The 16,928-nt window shown below is 68.8% G+C and carries 15 protein-coding genes; 6 read left to right on the top strand and 9 right to left on the bottom strand.

Annotated elements, in window-relative coordinates:
- Nucleotides 1-13 precede the first annotated feature (13 nt).
- Together EV649_RS37065 and EV649_RS37060 are read left to right on the top strand one after the other, a co-directional pair.
- Complete coding sequence (locus EV649_RS37065) at nucleotides 14-1,186, top strand: glycosyltransferase family 87 protein (protein ID WP_157996384.1); 1,173 nt, start codon at nucleotides 14-16, stop codon at nucleotides 1,184-1,186.
- Nucleotides 1,143-1,991: a hypothetical protein gene (locus tag EV649_RS37060; RefSeq protein WP_130388379.1), complete on the top strand. Its 849-nt coding sequence runs from the start codon at nucleotides 1,143-1,145 to the stop codon at nucleotides 1,989-1,991. Before EV649_RS37065 ends, EV649_RS37060 begins: the two co-directional genes overlap by 44 nt.
- Here EV649_RS37060 and EV649_RS37055 read toward each other — a convergent pair.
- The gene (locus EV649_RS37055) at nucleotides 1,988-2,248 is read right to left on the bottom strand and encodes a WhiB family transcriptional regulator (RefSeq protein WP_130388378.1); all 261 of its coding nucleotides are present in this window, start codon (nucleotides 2,246-2,248) and stop codon (nucleotides 1,988-1,990) included. The two genes, EV649_RS37060 and EV649_RS37055, sit on opposite strands and share 4 nt — an antisense overlap.
- Nucleotides 2,249-2,331: 83 nt before the next feature.
- Between EV649_RS37055 and EV649_RS37050 the strand changes: the two genes are divergently transcribed.
- Nucleotides 2,332-3,258, top strand: coding sequence for a threonine/serine dehydratase (locus EV649_RS37050; protein WP_130388377.1), 927 nt, complete (start codon nucleotides 2,332-2,334; stop codon nucleotides 3,256-3,258).
- On the opposite strand, the gene EV649_RS37045 is transcribed toward EV649_RS37050, so the two are convergent.
- Nucleotides 3,255-4,700: a glycosyltransferase 87 family protein gene (locus EV649_RS37045; protein ID WP_130388579.1), complete on the bottom strand. Its 1,446-nt coding sequence runs from the start codon at nucleotides 4,698-4,700 to the stop codon at nucleotides 3,255-3,257. The genes EV649_RS37050 and EV649_RS37045 overlap by 4 nt on opposite strands.
- An 81-nt stretch (nucleotides 4,701-4,781) precedes the next feature.
- Nucleotides 4,782-5,282, bottom strand: a complete 501-nt coding sequence (locus EV649_RS37040; RefSeq protein WP_130388376.1) for a MarR family transcriptional regulator — start codon at nucleotides 5,280-5,282, stop codon at nucleotides 4,782-4,784.
- Nucleotides 5,283-5,313: 31 nt separating this feature from the next.
- Here EV649_RS37040 and EV649_RS37035 point away from each other — a divergent pair, with 31 nt between their 5' ends.
- Nucleotides 5,314-6,210, top strand: a complete 897-nt coding sequence (locus EV649_RS37035; RefSeq protein WP_130388375.1) for an EamA family transporter — start codon at nucleotides 5,314-5,316, stop codon at nucleotides 6,208-6,210.
- Here EV649_RS37035 and EV649_RS37030 read toward each other — a convergent pair.
- Complete coding sequence (locus EV649_RS37030) at nucleotides 6,189-6,881, bottom strand: hypothetical protein (protein ID WP_130388374.1); 693 nt, start codon at nucleotides 6,879-6,881, stop codon at nucleotides 6,189-6,191. The genes EV649_RS37035 and EV649_RS37030 overlap by 22 nt on opposite strands.
- A gap of 121 nt (nucleotides 6,882-7,002) precedes the next feature.
- Here EV649_RS37030 and EV649_RS37025 point away from each other — a divergent pair, with 121 nt between their 5' ends.
- Nucleotides 7,003-8,028: a LacI family DNA-binding transcriptional regulator gene (locus EV649_RS37025; RefSeq protein ID WP_130388373.1), complete on the top strand. Its 1,026-nt coding sequence runs from the start codon at nucleotides 7,003-7,005 to the stop codon at nucleotides 8,026-8,028.
- On the opposite strand, the gene EV649_RS37020 is transcribed toward EV649_RS37025, so the two are convergent.
- Genes EV649_RS37020 through EV649_RS37000 form a run of 5 tightly spaced genes read right to left on the bottom strand, consistent with a single transcriptional unit; the run spans nucleotide 8,004 to nucleotide 15,605 of the window.
- Nucleotides 8,004-9,911 (bottom strand): beta-galactosidase, encoded by a 1,908-nt coding sequence (locus EV649_RS37020; protein WP_130388372.1) that lies wholly within the window; start codon nucleotides 9,909-9,911, stop codon nucleotides 8,004-8,006. The two genes, EV649_RS37025 and EV649_RS37020, sit on opposite strands and share 25 nt — an antisense overlap.
- Nucleotides 9,908-12,079 (bottom strand): sialidase family protein, encoded by a 2,172-nt coding sequence (locus tag EV649_RS37015; RefSeq protein ID WP_130388371.1) that lies wholly within the window; start codon nucleotides 12,077-12,079, stop codon nucleotides 9,908-9,910. The genes EV649_RS37020 and EV649_RS37015 overlap by 4 nt, the downstream gene beginning before the upstream one ends.
- A gap of 7 nt (nucleotides 12,080-12,086) precedes the next feature.
- A complete protein-coding gene (locus EV649_RS37010) occupies nucleotides 12,087-12,989 on the bottom strand; it encodes a carbohydrate ABC transporter permease (RefSeq protein WP_130388370.1) in 903 nt (300 codons plus the stop codon).
- Entirely contained in the window at nucleotides 12,986-13,894 is a 909-nt protein-coding gene (locus tag EV649_RS37005) for an ABC transporter permease subunit (RefSeq protein ID WP_130388369.1), read from the bottom strand. The genes EV649_RS37010 and EV649_RS37005 overlap by 4 nt, the downstream gene beginning before the upstream one ends.
- 46 nt (nucleotides 13,895-13,940) lie before the next feature.
- A complete protein-coding gene (locus EV649_RS37000) occupies nucleotides 13,941-15,605 on the bottom strand; it encodes an extracellular solute-binding protein (RefSeq protein WP_130388368.1) in 1,665 nt (554 codons plus the stop codon).
- A gap of 108 nt (nucleotides 15,606-15,713) precedes the next feature.
- On the opposite strand from EV649_RS37000, the gene EV649_RS36995 reads away from it, so the two are divergent.
- Nucleotides 15,714-16,907: an ROK family transcriptional regulator gene (locus EV649_RS36995; RefSeq protein WP_130388367.1), complete on the top strand. Its 1,194-nt coding sequence runs from the start codon at nucleotides 15,714-15,716 to the stop codon at nucleotides 16,905-16,907.
- The last annotated feature ends 21 nt before the right edge of the window (nucleotides 16,908-16,928 follow it).

Here is a 16,928-nt window from a genome sequence, read left to right as displayed (position 1 = left end):
GGGGTTGTGTCAGGTGCCGGGGCTGACGCAAGCGCCCATCACCAGTACGGACGCCTACCGGTACGTGTGGGATGGGCGGGTGCAGTTGTCGGGGCATTCGCCGTACGGCTATGTCCCGCTGGACGACTCGTTGGCGCCGTTGCGGGATCCCGTGCTGTTTCCAGGGTTGTCGCCGGATCAGCGCTCCGGTGTAACAGGCATTCCCGACGACCCGGCGCAGCTCCCCGTCGACGACGCCAGGACGCGGATCAACCGCCCCGGTGTGCCGACCATCTACCCGCCGGTCGCCGAGGCCTACTTCACCGTGGTCGCGCTGTTCACCCCGTGGTCGGCCGGCACCCTCGGACTGCAGATAGCGGCCGGATTGATCGCGATCGCGCTCACCTGGCTACTCGCCGTACAGAACCCGCGCTGGGCCGCGCTGTGGGGTTGGTCACCGATCGTCGCTCTCGAAGCGAGCAACGCCGCCCACGTCGACGTCCTCGCCGCACTCTTCATCACGGCTGCCGTCGTCACCGCCGCCCGCAGACCGAAACTCGCCGCCGTCCTCCTCGGAGCGGCCGGCAGCGTCAAGCTCCTCCCGCTCCTGCTGCTCCCCGCGTTCCGCCGCCGGCGCCCACTCGTTGCCCTGGGCACCTTCATCGCCTCGTATGTCCCGCACGTCCTTGCCGTCGGCACCTTGGTGCTCGGCTTCCTCCCCGGCTACCTCAACCAGGAAGGCTTCGAGGACGGCAGCTCCCGATCCGCGATTCTCGCGCTCCTGCTGCCTCCTGAGGCCCGCCAGGTCGTCGCCGCGGTCCTCGCGCTCGCCCTCGCCGCCCTCGCCTTCCACCGCGCCCGACGCGACCCGATCGCCCTCACCTGCTGCTGGCTGTACGGCGCGGCGCTCCTGATCGCCACCCCGACGTACCCGTGGTACGGCCTCCCGCTGATCGCCCTCGCCGCGCTGGCCAGCCGCCCCGAGTGGGTCGCCGTACCGCTCGCGTCGTACCTCGCCTACGCGAGCTTCGGCCACGACACCCGCCAGGGCCTCATCCACCTGACCGCCGCGGTCATCGTTGCCGGCGCCCTCACGATCCGTCACCAACTCGTTGCGAAGTCAGGTTTGACCGCGCCGCCCCTCCCCGCCAACACTGGCCAGCGTGACGAATCGCATCGCCCTCGCAACCTCGGCCGAATACGCTGAGTTGCTCCCTGACGAACGCCCGCTCCTCGACGCACTCCGCGCCGCGGGCCTCGACCCGGTGGTCGAGGTCTGGACCGACCCGTCGGTCGACTGGTCCGCGTACGACGCCGTCCTGCTGCGGACCGTGTGGGACTACTTCTGGCTGTACGCCGAATTCACCGAGTGGCTCGCCCAGCTCGACAAGGCCGACGTACCGGTCCTGAACTCCACGGACCAGGTCCGCTGGAACAGCGACAAGCAATACCTGCTCGAACTGCGCGAGCGCGGTGTCGCGATCGTTCCGTCCCAGGTCGCCGCAGGCCCGTGCCTGCGCGAGGTCGTGGCCGGGCTGACCGGCCAGCAGATCGTCGTCAAGCCGACCGTAGGCGGCAACGCCCTGCACACGGTTCGCGGCGTCGCGGGCTCCGCCGAGCTGGAGCAGGCGCTGAGCGAGCTGCCGGACGTGGTGTACCTCGTGCAGCCGTTCGTGCCGGAGATCCAGTCCGACGGCGAGTGGTCGCTGCTGTTCTTCAACGGCGAGTTCAGCCACGCGGTGGTCAAGCGTCCCGCGACCGGTGATTACCGCGTCCAGGAGTCGTACGGCGGCCAGACGACGCCGACAGACCCGCCTGCGCACGTACTCGAGAGCGCCCAGGCCGCCCTGGCCGCCTCCGGCCCGACGCCCACCTACGCCAGGGTCGACGGAGTCGTCGTCAACGACCGCTTCCTGCTGATGGAGATCGAGCTCATCGAGCCGTACCTCTTCCTGCCGCAGTCCCCCGACGCCGCCGGCAAGCTCGCCTCCGCGGTCGCCGCCCGTATCTAGCTCGCAGCCGACTCCGGATGGCCCCGGCGACGCCCGTACAGCAGGGTCTCGCCGGCGGCCGTCCCGGTGTACTTCGTCCGCCGCGCCCACTCCCGGCACTCGGCGAGCACCGGGCACGAGGTCAGGCACAGCTCACGGGCCTTGCGCTGCTCCCACCGGGACGCGTCCTCGTCGTACACCGGCGCCTGGCCGATACACGCGGCCCGGCTCATCCAGCGGTCGGCGGGATCCACGATCACGGTCAGCGTCGGCCTCATGACACGACGGTAGATCGCCCGCGACCGGCCACAGTCTTTGTCTCGAAATATGATCAACCTACTAGACTTTTAGGCTGAGGCGTATGCCGACGCTCGAAGACATCCGCCAGGCCGCCAGGGAGCTCGAGGGACGGATCCACCGGACACCGATACTGACCTCGTCCGCGCTGAACGAACGGTTCGCGGCCGACCTGGTGCTCAAGGCCGAACTGTTCCAGAAGACCGGCAGCTTCAAGGTGCGCGGACTGCTGACGAAGCTCTTGCGGTTGACGGCCGAGGAGCGCGAGCGTGGTGTCATCACGGTGTCGGCGGGCAACGCGGCGGGGGCGCTGGCCTGGGCGGCCCGGGACGCCGGGGTCCCGGCGACGGTGGTGATGGCGGCGACCGCCGTACCGGCGAAGATCGACGCTGCCCGCGGTTACGGCGCGACCGTCGAACTCGTCGAGGGTGACCTGATGGCTCAGTACGAGCGGATCCGGGACGATCGGCAGTTGACCGGCGTTCATCCGTTCGACGACGAGGACGTGATCCTCGGGCACGCCGGCCTCGGCCTGGAACTGTTGGCGGATCGACCCGACATCGACATGGTCCTGGTTCCGGTGGGCGGCGGTGGACTGATCTCGGGCGTCGCGACGGCGGTGAAACTGATGAAGCCGACGATCCGCGTGATCGGGATCGAGCCGGAGCAGGCCGACGTGGTCAGCCGCAGCCTCGCGGCCGGCCTACCGCAGAAGCTCCTGACCGCTCGGTCGATCGCCGACGGCCTCGCCGCACCCGTCTGCGGCACCCGCAATCTCCCGCTCATCCAGCAGTACGTCGACGACGTCGTCCGCGTGTCCGAGGACGCACTGCTCGAGGCGACGCGCCTGGTCATGTCACGGACCAAGCTCGCCCTCGAACCGGCGGCCGCGGCACCCTTCGCGGCGCTGCTCGAGGGCCTCCGGCCCGAAGGCGTCACCGCCGCCGTGGTGAGCGGCGGCAACCTGGACGTCGCGAAGCTGAGGTTCTAGGCCGTTGCGAGGTCGGCGCGGGCCCGGGATCTGACGCCGTCGCTGGGATCGTCGACCACGTCACCGTGACGCACCGGATCGTTCTCCGGGAGGAGGATGTCGCGGGCGACCACCAGCATCAGCCAGAGCGTGCCGGCCATCCGCAGGATCACCGACAGCCAGTAGATCCGGTCCGGGATCTGCGGGTCGCCGGGCGCCAGGAACTGCGCCAGATGCATCCACACCAGCATCCAGTAGAAGCATTCGCAGGCCTGCCAGATCAGCCAGTCACGCAGCCGCGGCCGGGCCAGCGCCACCAGCGGCAGCAGCCACAGCACGTACTGCGGTGAGTAGACCTTGTTGATCAGCAGGAACGCCGCCACGACCAGGAACGCGAGCTGCGCGAATCTGGGCGGCCGGGGCGCCATCAGGCCGAGGATCGCGATCGACAGGCACAACCCGGCGAAGATCACGATGTTCAACTGGTTGACGTCCGCGACCTCGTGTTTCGCGAGCTTGAGGACGTACCAGATCGAGCCGTAGTCGCTCTCGCGCTCGTCGTTGAACTGCCAGAACGACAGCCACTCCTTCTTCGCGAGCAGGTAGATCGGCGCGTTCACCAGTCCCCACGCGACCGCTGCCGCCACCGTCGCCTGGATCCACGGCCACAGCTTCCGTCCGCGGATGCACACGATCAGCAACGGACCGAGCAGCAGGAACGGATAGAACTTCGCCGCTGTCCCCAGCCCGAGCAGTACGCCGAACCAGATGGGTTTCCCGCGCGACCACGCGAACATCGCCCCGGCGGTCAACGCGACCGCGAACAGGTCCCAGTTGATCGTCGACGTCAGTGCGAGCGCCGGCGCCGCAGCGACGTACAGGGCGTCCAGCGGCTGCCCACGGGCCGCGCCTGGGCGTTTCGCGACCCCGCGCGCGGTCGCGACCGTGAGGCCGACGATCAGCAAGGCACAGAGGAACAGCAGCACGGTGTTGACCAGGAAGAACACCCCGGCCGTGTCGCGCTTCTGCTCGACGGTCAGATCCTTCTTCGGGTCGCCGGTGACCAGCCAGGTGAGCTGCGCCGCGACCTCCATGAAGCCGCCGGTCAGTACCGGGTACTCCAGCACCGGGTAGTTGCCGGTGTCGAGGAACGGCCGGTTGCCCTCCGCGAAACCGCGCTCCTGGTACAGGAACCCGATGTCGGAGTAACAGAGCGCCTTGAACGGCCGCCAGCTCTGGCGATCCCAGCCGGCCTCCATGCACGGCGCCTTCTGCAGCACGCCGAGCCCGAAGGTGAGCGTGCAGACGGCAAGCGCGATCCGCAGCGGCGTCCACCACGACGAGCTGAGCCGGGCGAACCGCCCCGACGGTCCACCGAGCCCGACGGTCAGGCCGGCGACGGCCGGATCAGCCTCCGACGGCGTCTGCGCGAGCTCGCGTTGTGGTCCGGTCACGGTGGGCATCATCTCCTATCGGACCGCTGGCGACCACCAGAGGTTACCCACCCAGCCCTACGGCGCCTCGCACCTGCCTCGGCGCGCGTGTCAGTCAGGTGGTTCCAGGCGGGTGAGCCAGGTGGTGAGGAGCTTCTCGAGTTGAGTGGTCTCGTCCGGTGTGAGCGCCTCGAGGAGGCGTTGCTCGTTGGCCATGTGGGCGGTGAAGGCCTTGTCGATCAGCCGCCGACCGCTCGGAGTCAGGCGGACCACCCGGCCGCGCCCGTCCGCATCGCTGCGCCGGCGCTGGACCAGGCCGGCTTCCTCCAGCCGGTCGACCCGCTTGGTGACCGCGCCCGTGGTCACCATCGTGTGCAGTGCGATCTCCCCCGGCGCCCGCTCGTACGGCGCTCCCGCACGCCGTAGCGCCGCGAGGACGTCGAACTCCCCCTCGGTCAGCCCGTACTTCGCGTAGAGCAATGTCAGCTCACCGGTGAGGTGGTTCGCGACCCGGTGCAGCCGCCCGATCACGCCCTGCGGGGCGGTGTCGACATCCGGTCGTTCGACCTGCCACTCCGCCTGGATTCTCGCTACATGGTCCACGGGTTCCATTATATCTTCCCGGGAAGATATAGTAGTTTCCATGGAAGATACCTTCCGCTGGAGCCTCGTCACCGCGATCGCGCCGATCGCCTGGGGCACGAACTACTTCGTCACCCACGAGTACTTACCGGCCGGACATCCCTTGTACGGCGCGGTGTTCCGCGCACTGCCCGCGGGCCTCCTCCTGCTCGCGCTCGCCCGCCGCCTCCCCCGCGGCGTCTGGTGGTGGCGATCGCTGCTGCTCGGGATCTGCAACATGGGCGCGTTCTTCGCACTGATCTACCTCGCATCCCAGCTGCTCCCGGTCAGCCTCGCGTCGACGATCATGTCCGCGGCGCCCTTCACCATGGCGCTCTTCGCCTGGGGGCTGCTCGCGGAACGTCCGACCGCTCAGGTCCTGATCGGCGCGACCGCCGGGATCGCCGGCGTCGTCCTGCTGCTCGGCGCCGGATCGACCGCGGTCGACCTGCGCGGTGTGGCGGCGTCGGCCGCCGCGCTGACGATGTCCTCGTGCGGTTATGTCCTGACCAAGAAATGGGGCCGGGCCGGCGAGGGTCCGCTGGCGATGACCTCGTGGCAGCTGATCGCCGGCGGTGTCGTCCTGATCCCGTTCGCGATCGTCGTCGAAGGCGCCCCACCCCGACTCGACGGACCGGCCGTCGCCGGTTTCGCGTACGTCGGACTCGTCGCGACCGCCCTCGCGTTCACGGCCTGGTTCGCGGGTCTCAGCAGGCTGCCCGCGGCGACCGTCGGGTTGATCGGTCTCCTCAACCCGGTAACCGGCGTACTGCTCGGGGTCCTGGTCTCCGGGGATGTGCTGAACCTGCGACAGGTCGGCGGGCTCGCCCTGGTGCTGCTCGGCATCACGCTCAGCCAAGTCAGGGTGAACCCGCCGACCCCCTTAGGTCGGGTGCGTCAGTTGGACGTGACGGAGTAGGAGTTGCTGGTGAAGTTCATGCCACCGGACGACGAGGTGATCTCGAAGCCGAACTGGACCTCGCCGACGGTCGCATCACCCATCCAGCCCTGACTGCGGATCCAGTTCAGGACAGCCTTGATGTCGACGGAGCCGGAGTTGGTGTTGGAAGTGCGGAGGAACGAGAACACCGCGTTGGCGCCGTTGCTGCCGCGGTAGACGTCCCAGGTGTGGCCGCCGACGCTGAGCGTGGTCTGCTTGCTGCCGATCGGGCCGACCGCACCCTGCTTGTTCATCCACAGCATGATCTCGTAGGCGTTGTTGCCGGCCCAGATGTCGTAGGTCGACGAGTACGACCCACTGCCGGGCCGCGACACGTTGAAGCTGCTGGTCAGAGTGCCGATTGCACTGACCGGCTTGCCGATGTTCCGGGCGGAGTGCGGGTACGACTTCACGCCGCCGGTGTTCGGGTGGTCGGCCCAGACTCCCCAGTTGCTGTAGGAGTTGGCCCAGATGGTCTGCGGTCCGGCGCCACTGCCCCAGACGTCATTCCGGACGGTGTACCCGCCGTTGGACCAGCTGCCGAACTTGTCCGACGACGACCACACCGCCGCGTGGGCGGGTGCCGCGGTCACCAGGCCGGCGGCCAGTACTGTCAGTACAGCGATTGCTGCTTTCCACCATCTCTGCATTTCCATTCCTCTCGTCGAGCCCGGCCGGCGGCCGGACCTTGGGCGAACGCAGGGGAACAAATGGGGTGTCGAAGCGCTTCGACTGGGGTAGAACTGGGACAGGCTCAGGAAAGGGGACGACGTGGTCACGATCGCCGACGTCGCACGGCACGCCGGGGTTGCGGCCAGCACGGTCTCGTACGTGCTCAGCGGGAAGCGGACGATCTCGACCGATACCCGGGAGCGTGTGCAGCGCAGCGTTCGCGCACTCGGCTACCGCCCGAACGCGAGCGCCCGCGCGCTGGCCAGCCAGCGGTCCAACGTGCTCGCGCTGGTGATCCCGCTGCGCACCGGTATGCACGTCCCGGTGATGATGCAGTTCGCCGCCGCGGTCGTCACCACGGCCCGCCGGTACGACCACGACGTACTGCTGCTGACCGCCGACGAAGGACCGGACGGGCTCGAGCGGGTCGCGCAGAGCTCGCTCGTGGACGCGCTCGTGGTCATGGACATCGAGCTCGACGACGAACGGGTCCCGGTCCTCCGGGAGCTGCCGATGCCGTCGGTGCTGATCGGTTACCCGGACGACGCCGACGGACTCACCTGTATCGACCTGGACTTCGTGGCCGCCGGCGCGCACTGTGTCGACCACCTGGCCGACCTCGGCCATCGTTCGCTGGCCCTGCTCGGGACGCCGTCCGCGGTGTACGAACGGCAGACGGGCTTCGCGCAACGGACGCTGACCGGTTTCGCGGACGCCGCCGAACGACGCGGCGTGGTCGGCGTCGAGACGCCCTGTGAGCACACGTTCGACGCGATCCTGCACACTGTGCGTCAGCTGCTCGACGAGCACCCGGACATCACCGGCCTGGTGGTGCAGAACGAGCCGATCATCGGGCCGCTCCTGGACGTACTGCGCCGGCTCGGTCGCCGGGTCCCCGACGACATGTCGCTGGTGGCGATCTGCGCGGACGACGTCGCCGAGCGACAGGTCCCGCAGTTGTCGTCGGTCTCGATCCCGGCTGAGCGCATCGGCGACCAGGCGGTCGAGTCGCTGATCACGAAGCTCGAGGGCGGCGACGTACCGGCGTTGACCCTGCTGCCACCGGCGCTCACGGCTCGCGAGAGCAGCTGCCAGGCCCCTCACCGCGATCTCACCACGGCGTAGCCTCCAGGCGGCAACGGCAGCTCACCGACGACCAGCTCGCTCCCGTCGGCGGGTACGGCGACCTGCGTGTCACCGTGGTTGATCAGGAACGTCCACGTGATGTCGCCGGCCCGGCGCCGTACCGTCTCGACCGGTGACGCCGACAGGCCCAGCAGCCTCGCGGCGGTCTCGTCATCCAGCTCGGTCGACACGTACCAGGCGACGCCGGCGCCCAACTCATGACGCGTGATCGCGGGCTTGCCGTCCAGCACGCCACCGGCGTACCGATCGATCACCTCCGCGGACACGGCCCGGACGTCCTCGCTCCACACTCGCCCGCGTCCACCGGACGACAAGGCGATCTCGCCGTCGATCGGCAGCGGGTGGAACTCCTCCACCCGGATGCCGAGAAGGTCCGTGAACGCCCCCGGATACCCGCCGAGCCGGACCCGCAGCTCGGGATCGACGATCCCGCTGAAGTACCCGACCACCAGCTGTCCGCCGCCTTCCACGTACGCCGTGAGCGCTGCCGCGGCCTCGTCGCTCACCAGATACAGGCTGGGGACGACAACTGTCGTGTACGACGAGAGATCCGCGCTGGGCGACGCGAAGTCGACCGTCACGCCGGCACGCCAGAAGTGCCGATGCGCAGCTCGTGCAGCCGTGAGGTAGTCCAGTGCCGACGACGGCAGATGGGTACCCTGCATCGCCCACCAGCACTCAGCGTCCCACAGGATTGCAACCTCGGCCTCGACGTTGCTCTCGGCAACGTCAGCCAACTGTGGCAGCACCGCGCCGAGCTCCGCGACCTCCCGGAAGATCCGGCTGTCCGGCCCGGCGTGCGGGACCATCGCCGAGTGGTACATCTCGGACCCGCCGCGCGACGCCCGCCACTGGAAGAACAACGCGCCCTGCGAACCCCGCGCGATGTGCGACAGGCTGTGCCGCGCCATCCGGCCGGGCTCCTTCGCCTGCAACCGGCGTCCGTCGTTGAGTGTCCCGGCGGCCTGCTCCATCAGCAACCAGGGCCTGCCCCCGGCCCATGACCGGGCCAGGTCCGCGGCGAAAGCCGTCTGCTCCTCCGCACCGGTCCCGGTCTGATCCGGATAGTTGTCGATGGCCACGACATCGACCGCCTCGGCCCACTGGGCGTGATTCACCGGCACCCAGTTACCGAAGACGAAGTTGGTCGTGATCGGCAACTCCGAGAACGTCCGCAGTTCGGCCTTCTGCTCGAGGAACGCCGCCAGGAGTTCGTCCGACCAGAAGCGCCGGTAGTCCAGGAACTGCGTCGGATTCACCAGGTACTGCGTTTTCCGCGGCGGCTCGATGTCCGTCCAGTCGGCGTACCCCTGGCTCCAGAAGGCGGTCGTCCACGCCTCGTTGAGCCGGTCCAATCCGCCGTACCGCTCCCGGAGCCACTCGCGAAAACGTGCCGCCGCGAGCGAGCAGTGACACGTGGAGCCGTACTCGTTGTGCACGTGCCACATCGCGAGGGCGGGGTGATCGTGATACCGCTCGGCCAGCGTCCGCGCGATGCCTCGGGCGGCATCGCGGTACGCCGGTGCGCACGCGCAGTACGTGTCCCGGCTGCCGTGTGTCAGGCGTACGCCGTCCGCTGTGACCGGCATCGCCTCCGGGTGCAACCGGCTGAACCACGGCGGCGGTGACGCGGTCGGGGTTGCCAGGTCGACGCTCACACCACCGTCGTGCAGCAGGTCGAGCACCTGGTCGAGCCAGCCGAACTCGTACCGCCCCGGCGCGGGCTCCAGCGACGACCACGAGAACACCCCGACGGTCACCAGGTTGACGCCGGCCTGCCGCATCAGGGCGACGTCCTCCTTCCACACCCCCGGATCCCACTGCTCGGGGTTGTAGTCGCCGCCGTACCAGAGTCGTCTCATACCGGCTCACCGTAGGGGATGCCGAATCCGTTGGTGGACAGGTACACCCGCCCGTAGACCCGCGGATCACCCGCGATCGCGTCACCGGTGGAGGCGTACTGGTGCCGGTCGTCGTTCACGCGGACCCAGGAGGCGCCGCTGTCGTCCGATCGGTAGATCCCGCGGACGCCGTCGACCTTCCCGGACGTGTACGCGGCCATCTCCCGGCGGTTCGGCGCCGCCTTGCCGAAGCCGATGGTGTACGCCTCCTCGATCGTTGTCACGGGCAAGTACGTCGACCCGCGATCGACCGATCGGTACAACCCGCCGGCACCGGCCGCGAGCCAGCAGTGTCCGGCCCGATCCAGCACGGTCTCGAGCTTCCCGGCGCCCGTCGGCAGACCGGTTGCCGTCGCCGTGAAGGCGGCGCCTCCGTTCGTGCTCACGTACGCCGTACCGGTCGCCGGATCGAACCCGTAGAAGACACTCCCATCGACCCGGTCGCCGGCGAGCACCGATGCGGCAGGCAGACCGGCGACGGCGATCCAGGTCGCTCCGCGGTCGCGTGAGTAGTGCGCGAGGACATCACCCGGTGCCCAGATGATCGTTCGGGCGTCGGCGCCGACCGTGACACGGCCCGGCTGCGTCAAACCGGGCGGCTCGCCCGCGAACGGCTGCCAACTGCTCCCGGCATCGGTCGAGTACGCGCCCCGCTCGCCGGCGTTCGCGTTCGCCAGCCGGACCACGAATCCCGGCGCGAGCGCCGCGTAGTCCAGACTCGGCGACGTCCCACTGACCGGATTCGACGCCTGCCCGTCCGGCGGTACGACGTCCAACCGGTCGTGCCGGTAGACGCCGATGTCCCCGAGCGCGCTGATCAACGGCGGACCCCACGGCGGACTGATCAGATCGAGGACGGCCGTCTCCTCGAGTCCCTGCGCGCGGACCGACCAGTGCGTACTGCGACCCGCCTCCACCCCGGTCGCGTCGTCGGTGCCGAAGATCGTCGCACCGGTGACGTACATGACCTTGTCCGAGTCGAACGGGTCGATCGAGATGTCACCGATCATCCAGCCGAGCTTCGGGGTGCCGTGGAAGTCCAGGTACGGCGCTCCGGACGTGTCGAGCACGATCCGCTCGCCGATCGAATGCCAGGTCCGGCCGCCGTCGACGGACCGGAAGATGTCGTCGACCGGACCCCACCGGCTCATCGTCGACACCATCACGGTGCCGGGCTTGCGCGGGTCGGTGGCGAGACCGCCGTACCCGAAACCGGCTTCACCACCGGTGTTCGGTCGCAACGGGGTGATGTCGGTCCACTCGCCGGTCGCGGTGTTCAGTTTGTGGACGGCGCCGTCGTACATCTCGTACGGTCCGGGGAGATCGCCGTACGTGACATAGATGTTGCCGTCGGCCCCCAACTCGCCGTGATGGGGCAACAGCCCGGTCGGCTGCCCGGGGACCGCCGCCCAGGTGCGGCCCGCGTCGGTGCTGCGGTAGAGCGGGTTCGCCGGATCCGCAACGCCGGCATAGATCGTGCCGTCGCGCCGGTCGAAGAAGACGAAGCCGATGCCGATCCCGGGTTTTCCGGTCACCGGGAAACTGTCCACCCGGGACCAGGTCGCGCCGAGATCGCCGCTGCGCCACAGCCCCTGATTGCGCGTGCCGAACAGCAGCACGCGGCCGTCACGGGGATCGACGACGAGTCGCTCGCCCATCGAGCGGCCGGGCTCGTTGCCGCCGAGCTTGAACGGCAGGTCGGTCCGCTCGAAGGTCCGACCCTGGTCGCACGATCGCAGGATCGCACCGTTGATCGGCGACCACTCGTTGGTGTAGGTGCCGACCGCCAGGTACAACCTTTGCGGATCCGCCGGGTCGAGCGCGAGACTCTCGACCCCGCTCCAGTTCCACTCGTCCCAGCCGATCCAGTGCAGCAACTGCACCCAGCGCTGTGTGCGGTTGTCGAATCGCACGGCACCGCCGATGTCGGTCCGCGCGTACACCAGACCACGCTTCCGCGGATGGTGGACGATCCCGGTGACGAAGCCGCCTCCGACGATCTCCACGTTGCGCCAGCGGTACGAGCCCGCTGCCCCTGCCGCTCCCGCCGCCGTAGCGGTTGTCGCCGACGCCGCGGCCAGTGCCGTACCGGTGCCGAGGGCAAGGAAATGCCGTCGTGCCAGGTTCATCGTGACCTCATCCCTTCACCGCGCCGATGATGACGCCCTTCTGGAAGTGCCTCTGGATGAACGGGTAGACCAGGAGGACCGGCACGATCGCGATCACCACGATCGCCATCTTGATCGCCAGACCGGGCGCCGGTGACAGGCCCGCGATGCCGGTCGCCACTCCGCCGGCACCCGTCGGCAGCGGCTGCTGCTGCACGATGTAGGTCCGCAACACCATCTGCAGCGGCCACTTGCTGTTGTCGTTGATGTACAGCAACGCGTTGAAGAACGCGTTCCAGTAACCGACCGCGTAGAACAGTCCGACCACGGCGACCACGGCCTTCGACAACGGCAGCACGATCCGCCGCAGGATCGCGAACTCGCCGGCGCCGTCGATCCGGGCACTGTCGATCAGCTCGTTCGGGATACCCATGAAGAACGACCGCATCACGATCAGGTTGAACGCCGAGATCGCCGCCGGGAGGATCAGTGACGCGTAGTGGTCGATCAGCCCGAGCGCGTTGACCACGAGATAGCTCGGGATGATGCCCGGCCCGAACAGGAACGTGAGCAGCACGATGAACAGCAGCGGCCGGTGGAACAACGATCCAGGCCGCGACAACCCGTACGCCGCCAGCACGGTGATCCCGAGACTGAACGCCGTACCGATCACGGTGATCCCGACGCTGATCAGCAGCGCCTTCGTCACCACTCCGCCGGAGAGCAACTGCACGTACGCCGCAACCGTCAGCTCCCGCGGTACGACGACCAGCCCGCCGGCCCGGGTCACCGCCTCGGTCGTGGACAGGCTCGTCACCACCACGACGTACAACGGGAACGCGACCGCCAGCGCGATCAACGCCAGCACCACCGGCTTGCCCAGCCGACCGACAGCGGTCGGTTCTTCCTCCCAGACAGCTCGTGCACTCATGACTTGGAATACACCCCCTGCTCGCCCACCATGTGCGCGAATCGGTTGGCCACCAGGACGAGGACGAGTCCGACGACGCCCTTGAAGAGGCCGGCCGCGGCGCCGTAGCCGAAGTCGCCGACGAGCAGGCCCTGGTAGTAGACGTACGTGTCGAGTACCTCCGCGGCGCCGCCGCCGACGGCACTGCGTTGCAGGATGAACTGCTCGAACCCGACCGTCAGCGCGTCACCCAGTCGCAGGATCAGCAGCAGGACGATCACCGGCCGCAGACCCGGCAGCGTGATGTGCCAGAGCCGGCGCCACCGGTTCGCGCCGTCGGCCGCGGCGGACTCGTAGAGCTCCGGGCTGATGGTGGACAGCGCCGCGAGGAACACAATCATGCCCCAGCCGGCGTCCTTCCAGACGGCCTGTGCGGTGACGAGCAGGATGAACGTGTCCGGTTTGGTCATCAGGTCGACCGCCTGGTGGCCGTGGTCGCGCAACGTCTGTGCGAGCAGGCCGGCGCCGCCGATCATCTGCTGGAACAGCGACACGACCAGCACCCACGAGAAGAAGTGCGGCAGGTACACGACGCCCTGGATGAGGTTGCGCAGCTTCGACGACAGGACGCTGTTCAGCAGCAGCGCCAGGGCGATCGGGATCGGGAAGAAGAACGCGAGCTGGACCGCGGTGATCGAGACGGTGTTCGCGACCGCCTTCCAGAAGGCGGGTTCGGCGAACATCCGCTGGAAGTTCCCGAACCCGATGAACTCGCTCCCGCGAATCCCGGCGTACGGCGAGTAGTCCTGGAAGGCGATCACGTTCCCGAGCGTCGGGAAGTAGTGGAAAACGCCCAGCAGAACCACCACCGGCAGAACCATCACCAGCAGCGGCCAGTCCCGCCGCAGCCGGTGCCGGAAAGTCATCCCGCCGGCCCGGGCTGTTCGCGACCTGGCACCACGCACGCGCACCCTACCGACCGTTGTCACTGAGGACCTTCGCGTAGAAGTCGCGGCCTTCGTTGCCGCCGTTGTCCTGCCACTGCTTGACGGCGGCCTTCAGCTCGCTGATCGGCTTGCGACCGCGGTAGATGTCCTGCAGGGCGTCGTCGAACGGCTGGTTCAGCGCCGCCATCTTGGCCGGCTGCTCGACCCGGATCCCGTCGAACAGGTTCTTCTCCCGGACCTTCGCGGACGCGTTCTGCCACGCGCTCATCGACTGGACGTACCCCGGGTACTCGCTCTCGGTGATCGCCGTCGGACGGCCGCCCAGGAAGATGTACGTCTGCGAGACCTCCTTCTGTCCCAGGGCGGTGAGCTTCGGGGCACCGGACGGCTGCTTCGTGTAGTGCTTGCCCTCGACGCCGTAGTTGTAGAGCTGGTACTCCTCGGTCCCGAACGGCGCGGCCGTGTAGTTCATCACGCCGAGCAACTCCTTGACGCGCTCCTCGCCGAGCCCCTTCTTCACGAAGGTGAAGATGCCGGCGGGGTCGCCGCCCCACGTGATCGGCGTACCGCCGTCGTGCGCGAACGGCATCACCGGCTGCGGGTTGAACTTCGGGTTGACCGTCTGCTGCCGTTGCAGCGACTCGTGCCAGCCTCCCGGCCCGTTCTGCCGGATCAGGAACTTGCCGCCCTCGAACAGCGCGTTCTCGTCCGCGCCGGCGTTCGCGACCACTTCCGGGTGCACGTACCCCGACTGGAACAGCCTCCGGATGAACGCCACCGCCTCCTCGAACTGCGGTGTCTCGATCTTGTTGACCAGCTTGCCGCCGGAGTCCTTGATCCAGCCACCCGGCACTCCGAACGACCGGTGGACCTCGTCGGCGACCGAGCCGAACGCCCACCGGCCCGCCTTCGCGTCGGTCAGTTGCTTGCCCAGCGCCAGCAGGTCGTCGGAGTTCTTCGGCGGCTCCGCGCCGAGCTGGTCGAGGATGTCCTTGCGGTACATCAGCATCCAGGGAAAGCCGTCCGACGGGAACGGCACGGCCTTCAGCTGCGAGTTCCAGACGCCGTACGCCCAGGCCCGGGTCGGCAGGTTCGCCAGCATTGGGTACGCCGACACCTTGTCGCCGGCCAGGTGCGGTGTGAGGTCCTCGAACAGCTTGTCCGCTGCCTGGCCGAACCGGGTCAGGCTGGAGATGTTCCAGCCCGGGATGCAGAGCAGCTCCGGAACGTTGCCGGCCGCAAGGATCGGTCCGAGCTTGTCACCGTAGTCGTTGCCGTTCAGGATGTTGAACTTGACCGGCGCGCCGATCCGTTCGTTGTTCGCCTCGAAGTACGAATTGCCGGCCAGCGGCGGGATCGGGCTCCACAGCGGCGTCATCGCGGTCACTTGCTTGCCGCTCGGCACCATCTTCTCCGGCACCGCCCGCTTGAGCTCGGCCGGGTAGTGCGAGTAGCCCGGCGAAGCGCCGTTCTCGCCCGGCAGGTCCGGCTTGACCGACTCGTACGGGGTGTACTTCGGCAGCAGGCCGGACAGTTTGTCCTCGGTCTCGGCGCGGCCCGTCGTACTGGACCCCGAACCGCCGTTCGAGCATCCGGTCAGCGTCGTCCCGCCCGCGGCCGCCGCGGCGCCGGCGCCGAGCAGGGAGATGAAGGTGCGGCGGCTGGTGCCGCCGATCACTGGTCCGGTCACGGTGCATCCCCTAGACTTAGTTGGGCTGGTAGCCAAACAAATTAACGCAGAGCCGACAGCACGACAAGGTGTAGAACTGACTCAGCACTTCTTTCGACGGGACGGACCTTGATCACACAGACCGCGGACCACACCGACATCCGCGCCACCAACCTGGCGGCGGTGCTCGGCTACCTGCGCCGGGAAGCCCCGTGCTCGCGGGCCGCGATCGCGGCCGGGACCGGGCTGAACAAGGCGACCGTGACGAGCATCGTCGGGGAGCTGCTGGACCGACGGCTGGTGCGTGAAACGCAGCAGACCCAGAACCACGTCGGCCGTCCGGCGACGCTGCTCGTGCTCGACGGTTCGGCGTACGCGACGATCGGGCTCGAGGTCGGCGCGCGCGGCCTGACCGCGCTCGGCTGCGACGCGGCCGGTGAGCAGGTCCTGCGCTGGCATCGCGCCGGACCGGGAGTCGACGCCGGCCCGGCGAAAACCATCGCCGCCGTGGTCGCGCTGGCCCGCCGCGCGATCACGAGCGTGCAGTCCTCCGGCCGCCAGGTCCTCGGCATCACGGTCGGCGTACCCGGCTTGGTCAATCGCGACGGCGCCGTCGTACTCGCCGCCGGACTCGGCTGGAGCGACGTACCGCTGCGGGCCGAGCTCGCGGCGGCGCTCGGACGGCCCGACATCCCGGTGACCGTCGACAACGACGCGTCGCTGGGCGTGCTGGCCGAGCACCTCTACGGCCCGCACGCAGGTACGGCGAACCTCATCCAGCTGACCGGCGACACGGGGGTCGGCGCGGGCATCATCGCCGACGGCCGGCCGCTCGCGGGACATCTCGGGTACGTCGGCGAGATCGGGCACCTGCGCCTGGTCCCGGACGGACCGGCCTGTGGTTGCGGACGCCGCGGATGTCTCGAGGCGCTCGCCAGCCTGCCGGCGATCCTGGAGCAGGTCGACGGCAGCATCGATGACGACCCGCAGCACCAGCTCGAGACGCTGATCCGGCGCGCCGACGCCCAGGACGCCGCCGTCACGAAGGTGCTCGCCGAGGCGGGAACCCACCTCGGCCACGGGATCGCGGCGCTGGTGAACATCCTCAATCCCGAGGTCGTGCTGCTCGGCGGCGCCTACGCCCTGCTCGCCGACCACCTGTCGCCGGCCATCGACAAGGCGCTCCGTGAAGCCAGCATCGCGCCCGACGCCGGGGGCTGCACCATCGCCGCGTCCACCTTTCCGCACACCGCCACTCCCCTGGGCGCCACCGCCCACGCCCTCACCCCGCTGACCCACGGTCGCCTCCCAGCGAGGTCTTGACCGTCAGCGCCCGGGATGCAA

The organism is Kribbella sp. VKM Ac-2569 (assembly GCF_004216905.1).
Taxonomy (GTDB): domain Bacteria; phylum Actinomycetota; class Actinomycetes; order Propionibacteriales; family Kribbellaceae; genus Kribbella.
The sequence above is the reverse complement of the archived record's forward strand: the minus strand, read 5'-3'. Positions and strand labels throughout refer to the sequence as shown.

Excerpts from the sequence above, each read along its gene's own strand:
- EV649_RS37040 (WP_130388376.1), bottom strand. The coding sequence starts at position 5,282 with ATGGAACCCGTGGACCATGTAGCGAGAATCCAGGCGGAGTGGCAGGTC.
- EV649_RS37035 (WP_130388375.1), top strand. The coding sequence starts at position 5,314 with ATGGAAGATACCTTCCGCTGGAGCCTCGTCACCGCGATCGCGCCGATC.
- EV649_RS37020 (WP_130388372.1), bottom strand. The coding sequence starts at position 9,911 with ATGAGACGACTCTGGTACGGCGGCGACTACAACCCCGAGCAGTGGGAT.
- EV649_RS37055 (WP_130388378.1), bottom strand. The coding sequence starts at position 2,248 with ATGAGGCCGACGCTGACCGTGATCGTGGATCCCGCCGACCGCTGGATG.
- EV649_RS37010 (WP_130388370.1), bottom strand. The coding sequence starts at position 12,989 with ATGAGTGCACGAGCTGTCTGGGAGGAAGAACCGACCGCTGTCGGTCGG.
- EV649_RS37005 (WP_130388369.1), bottom strand. The coding sequence starts at position 13,894 with ATGACTTTCCGGCACCGGCTGCGGCGGGACTGGCCGCTGCTGGTGATG.
- EV649_RS37045 (WP_130388579.1), bottom strand. The coding sequence starts at position 4,700 with ATGCCCACCGTGACCGGACCACAACGCGAGCTCGCGCAGACGCCGTCG.
- EV649_RS37050 (WP_130388377.1), top strand. The coding sequence starts at position 2,332 with ATGCCGACGCTCGAAGACATCCGCCAGGCCGCCAGGGAGCTCGAGGGA.
- EV649_RS37015 (WP_130388371.1), bottom strand. The coding sequence starts at position 12,079 with ATGAACCTGGCACGACGGCATTTCCTTGCCCTCGGCACCGGTACGGCA.
- EV649_RS37030 (WP_130388374.1), bottom strand. The coding sequence starts at position 6,881 with ATGCAGAGATGGTGGAAAGCAGCAATCGCTGTACTGACAGTACTGGCC.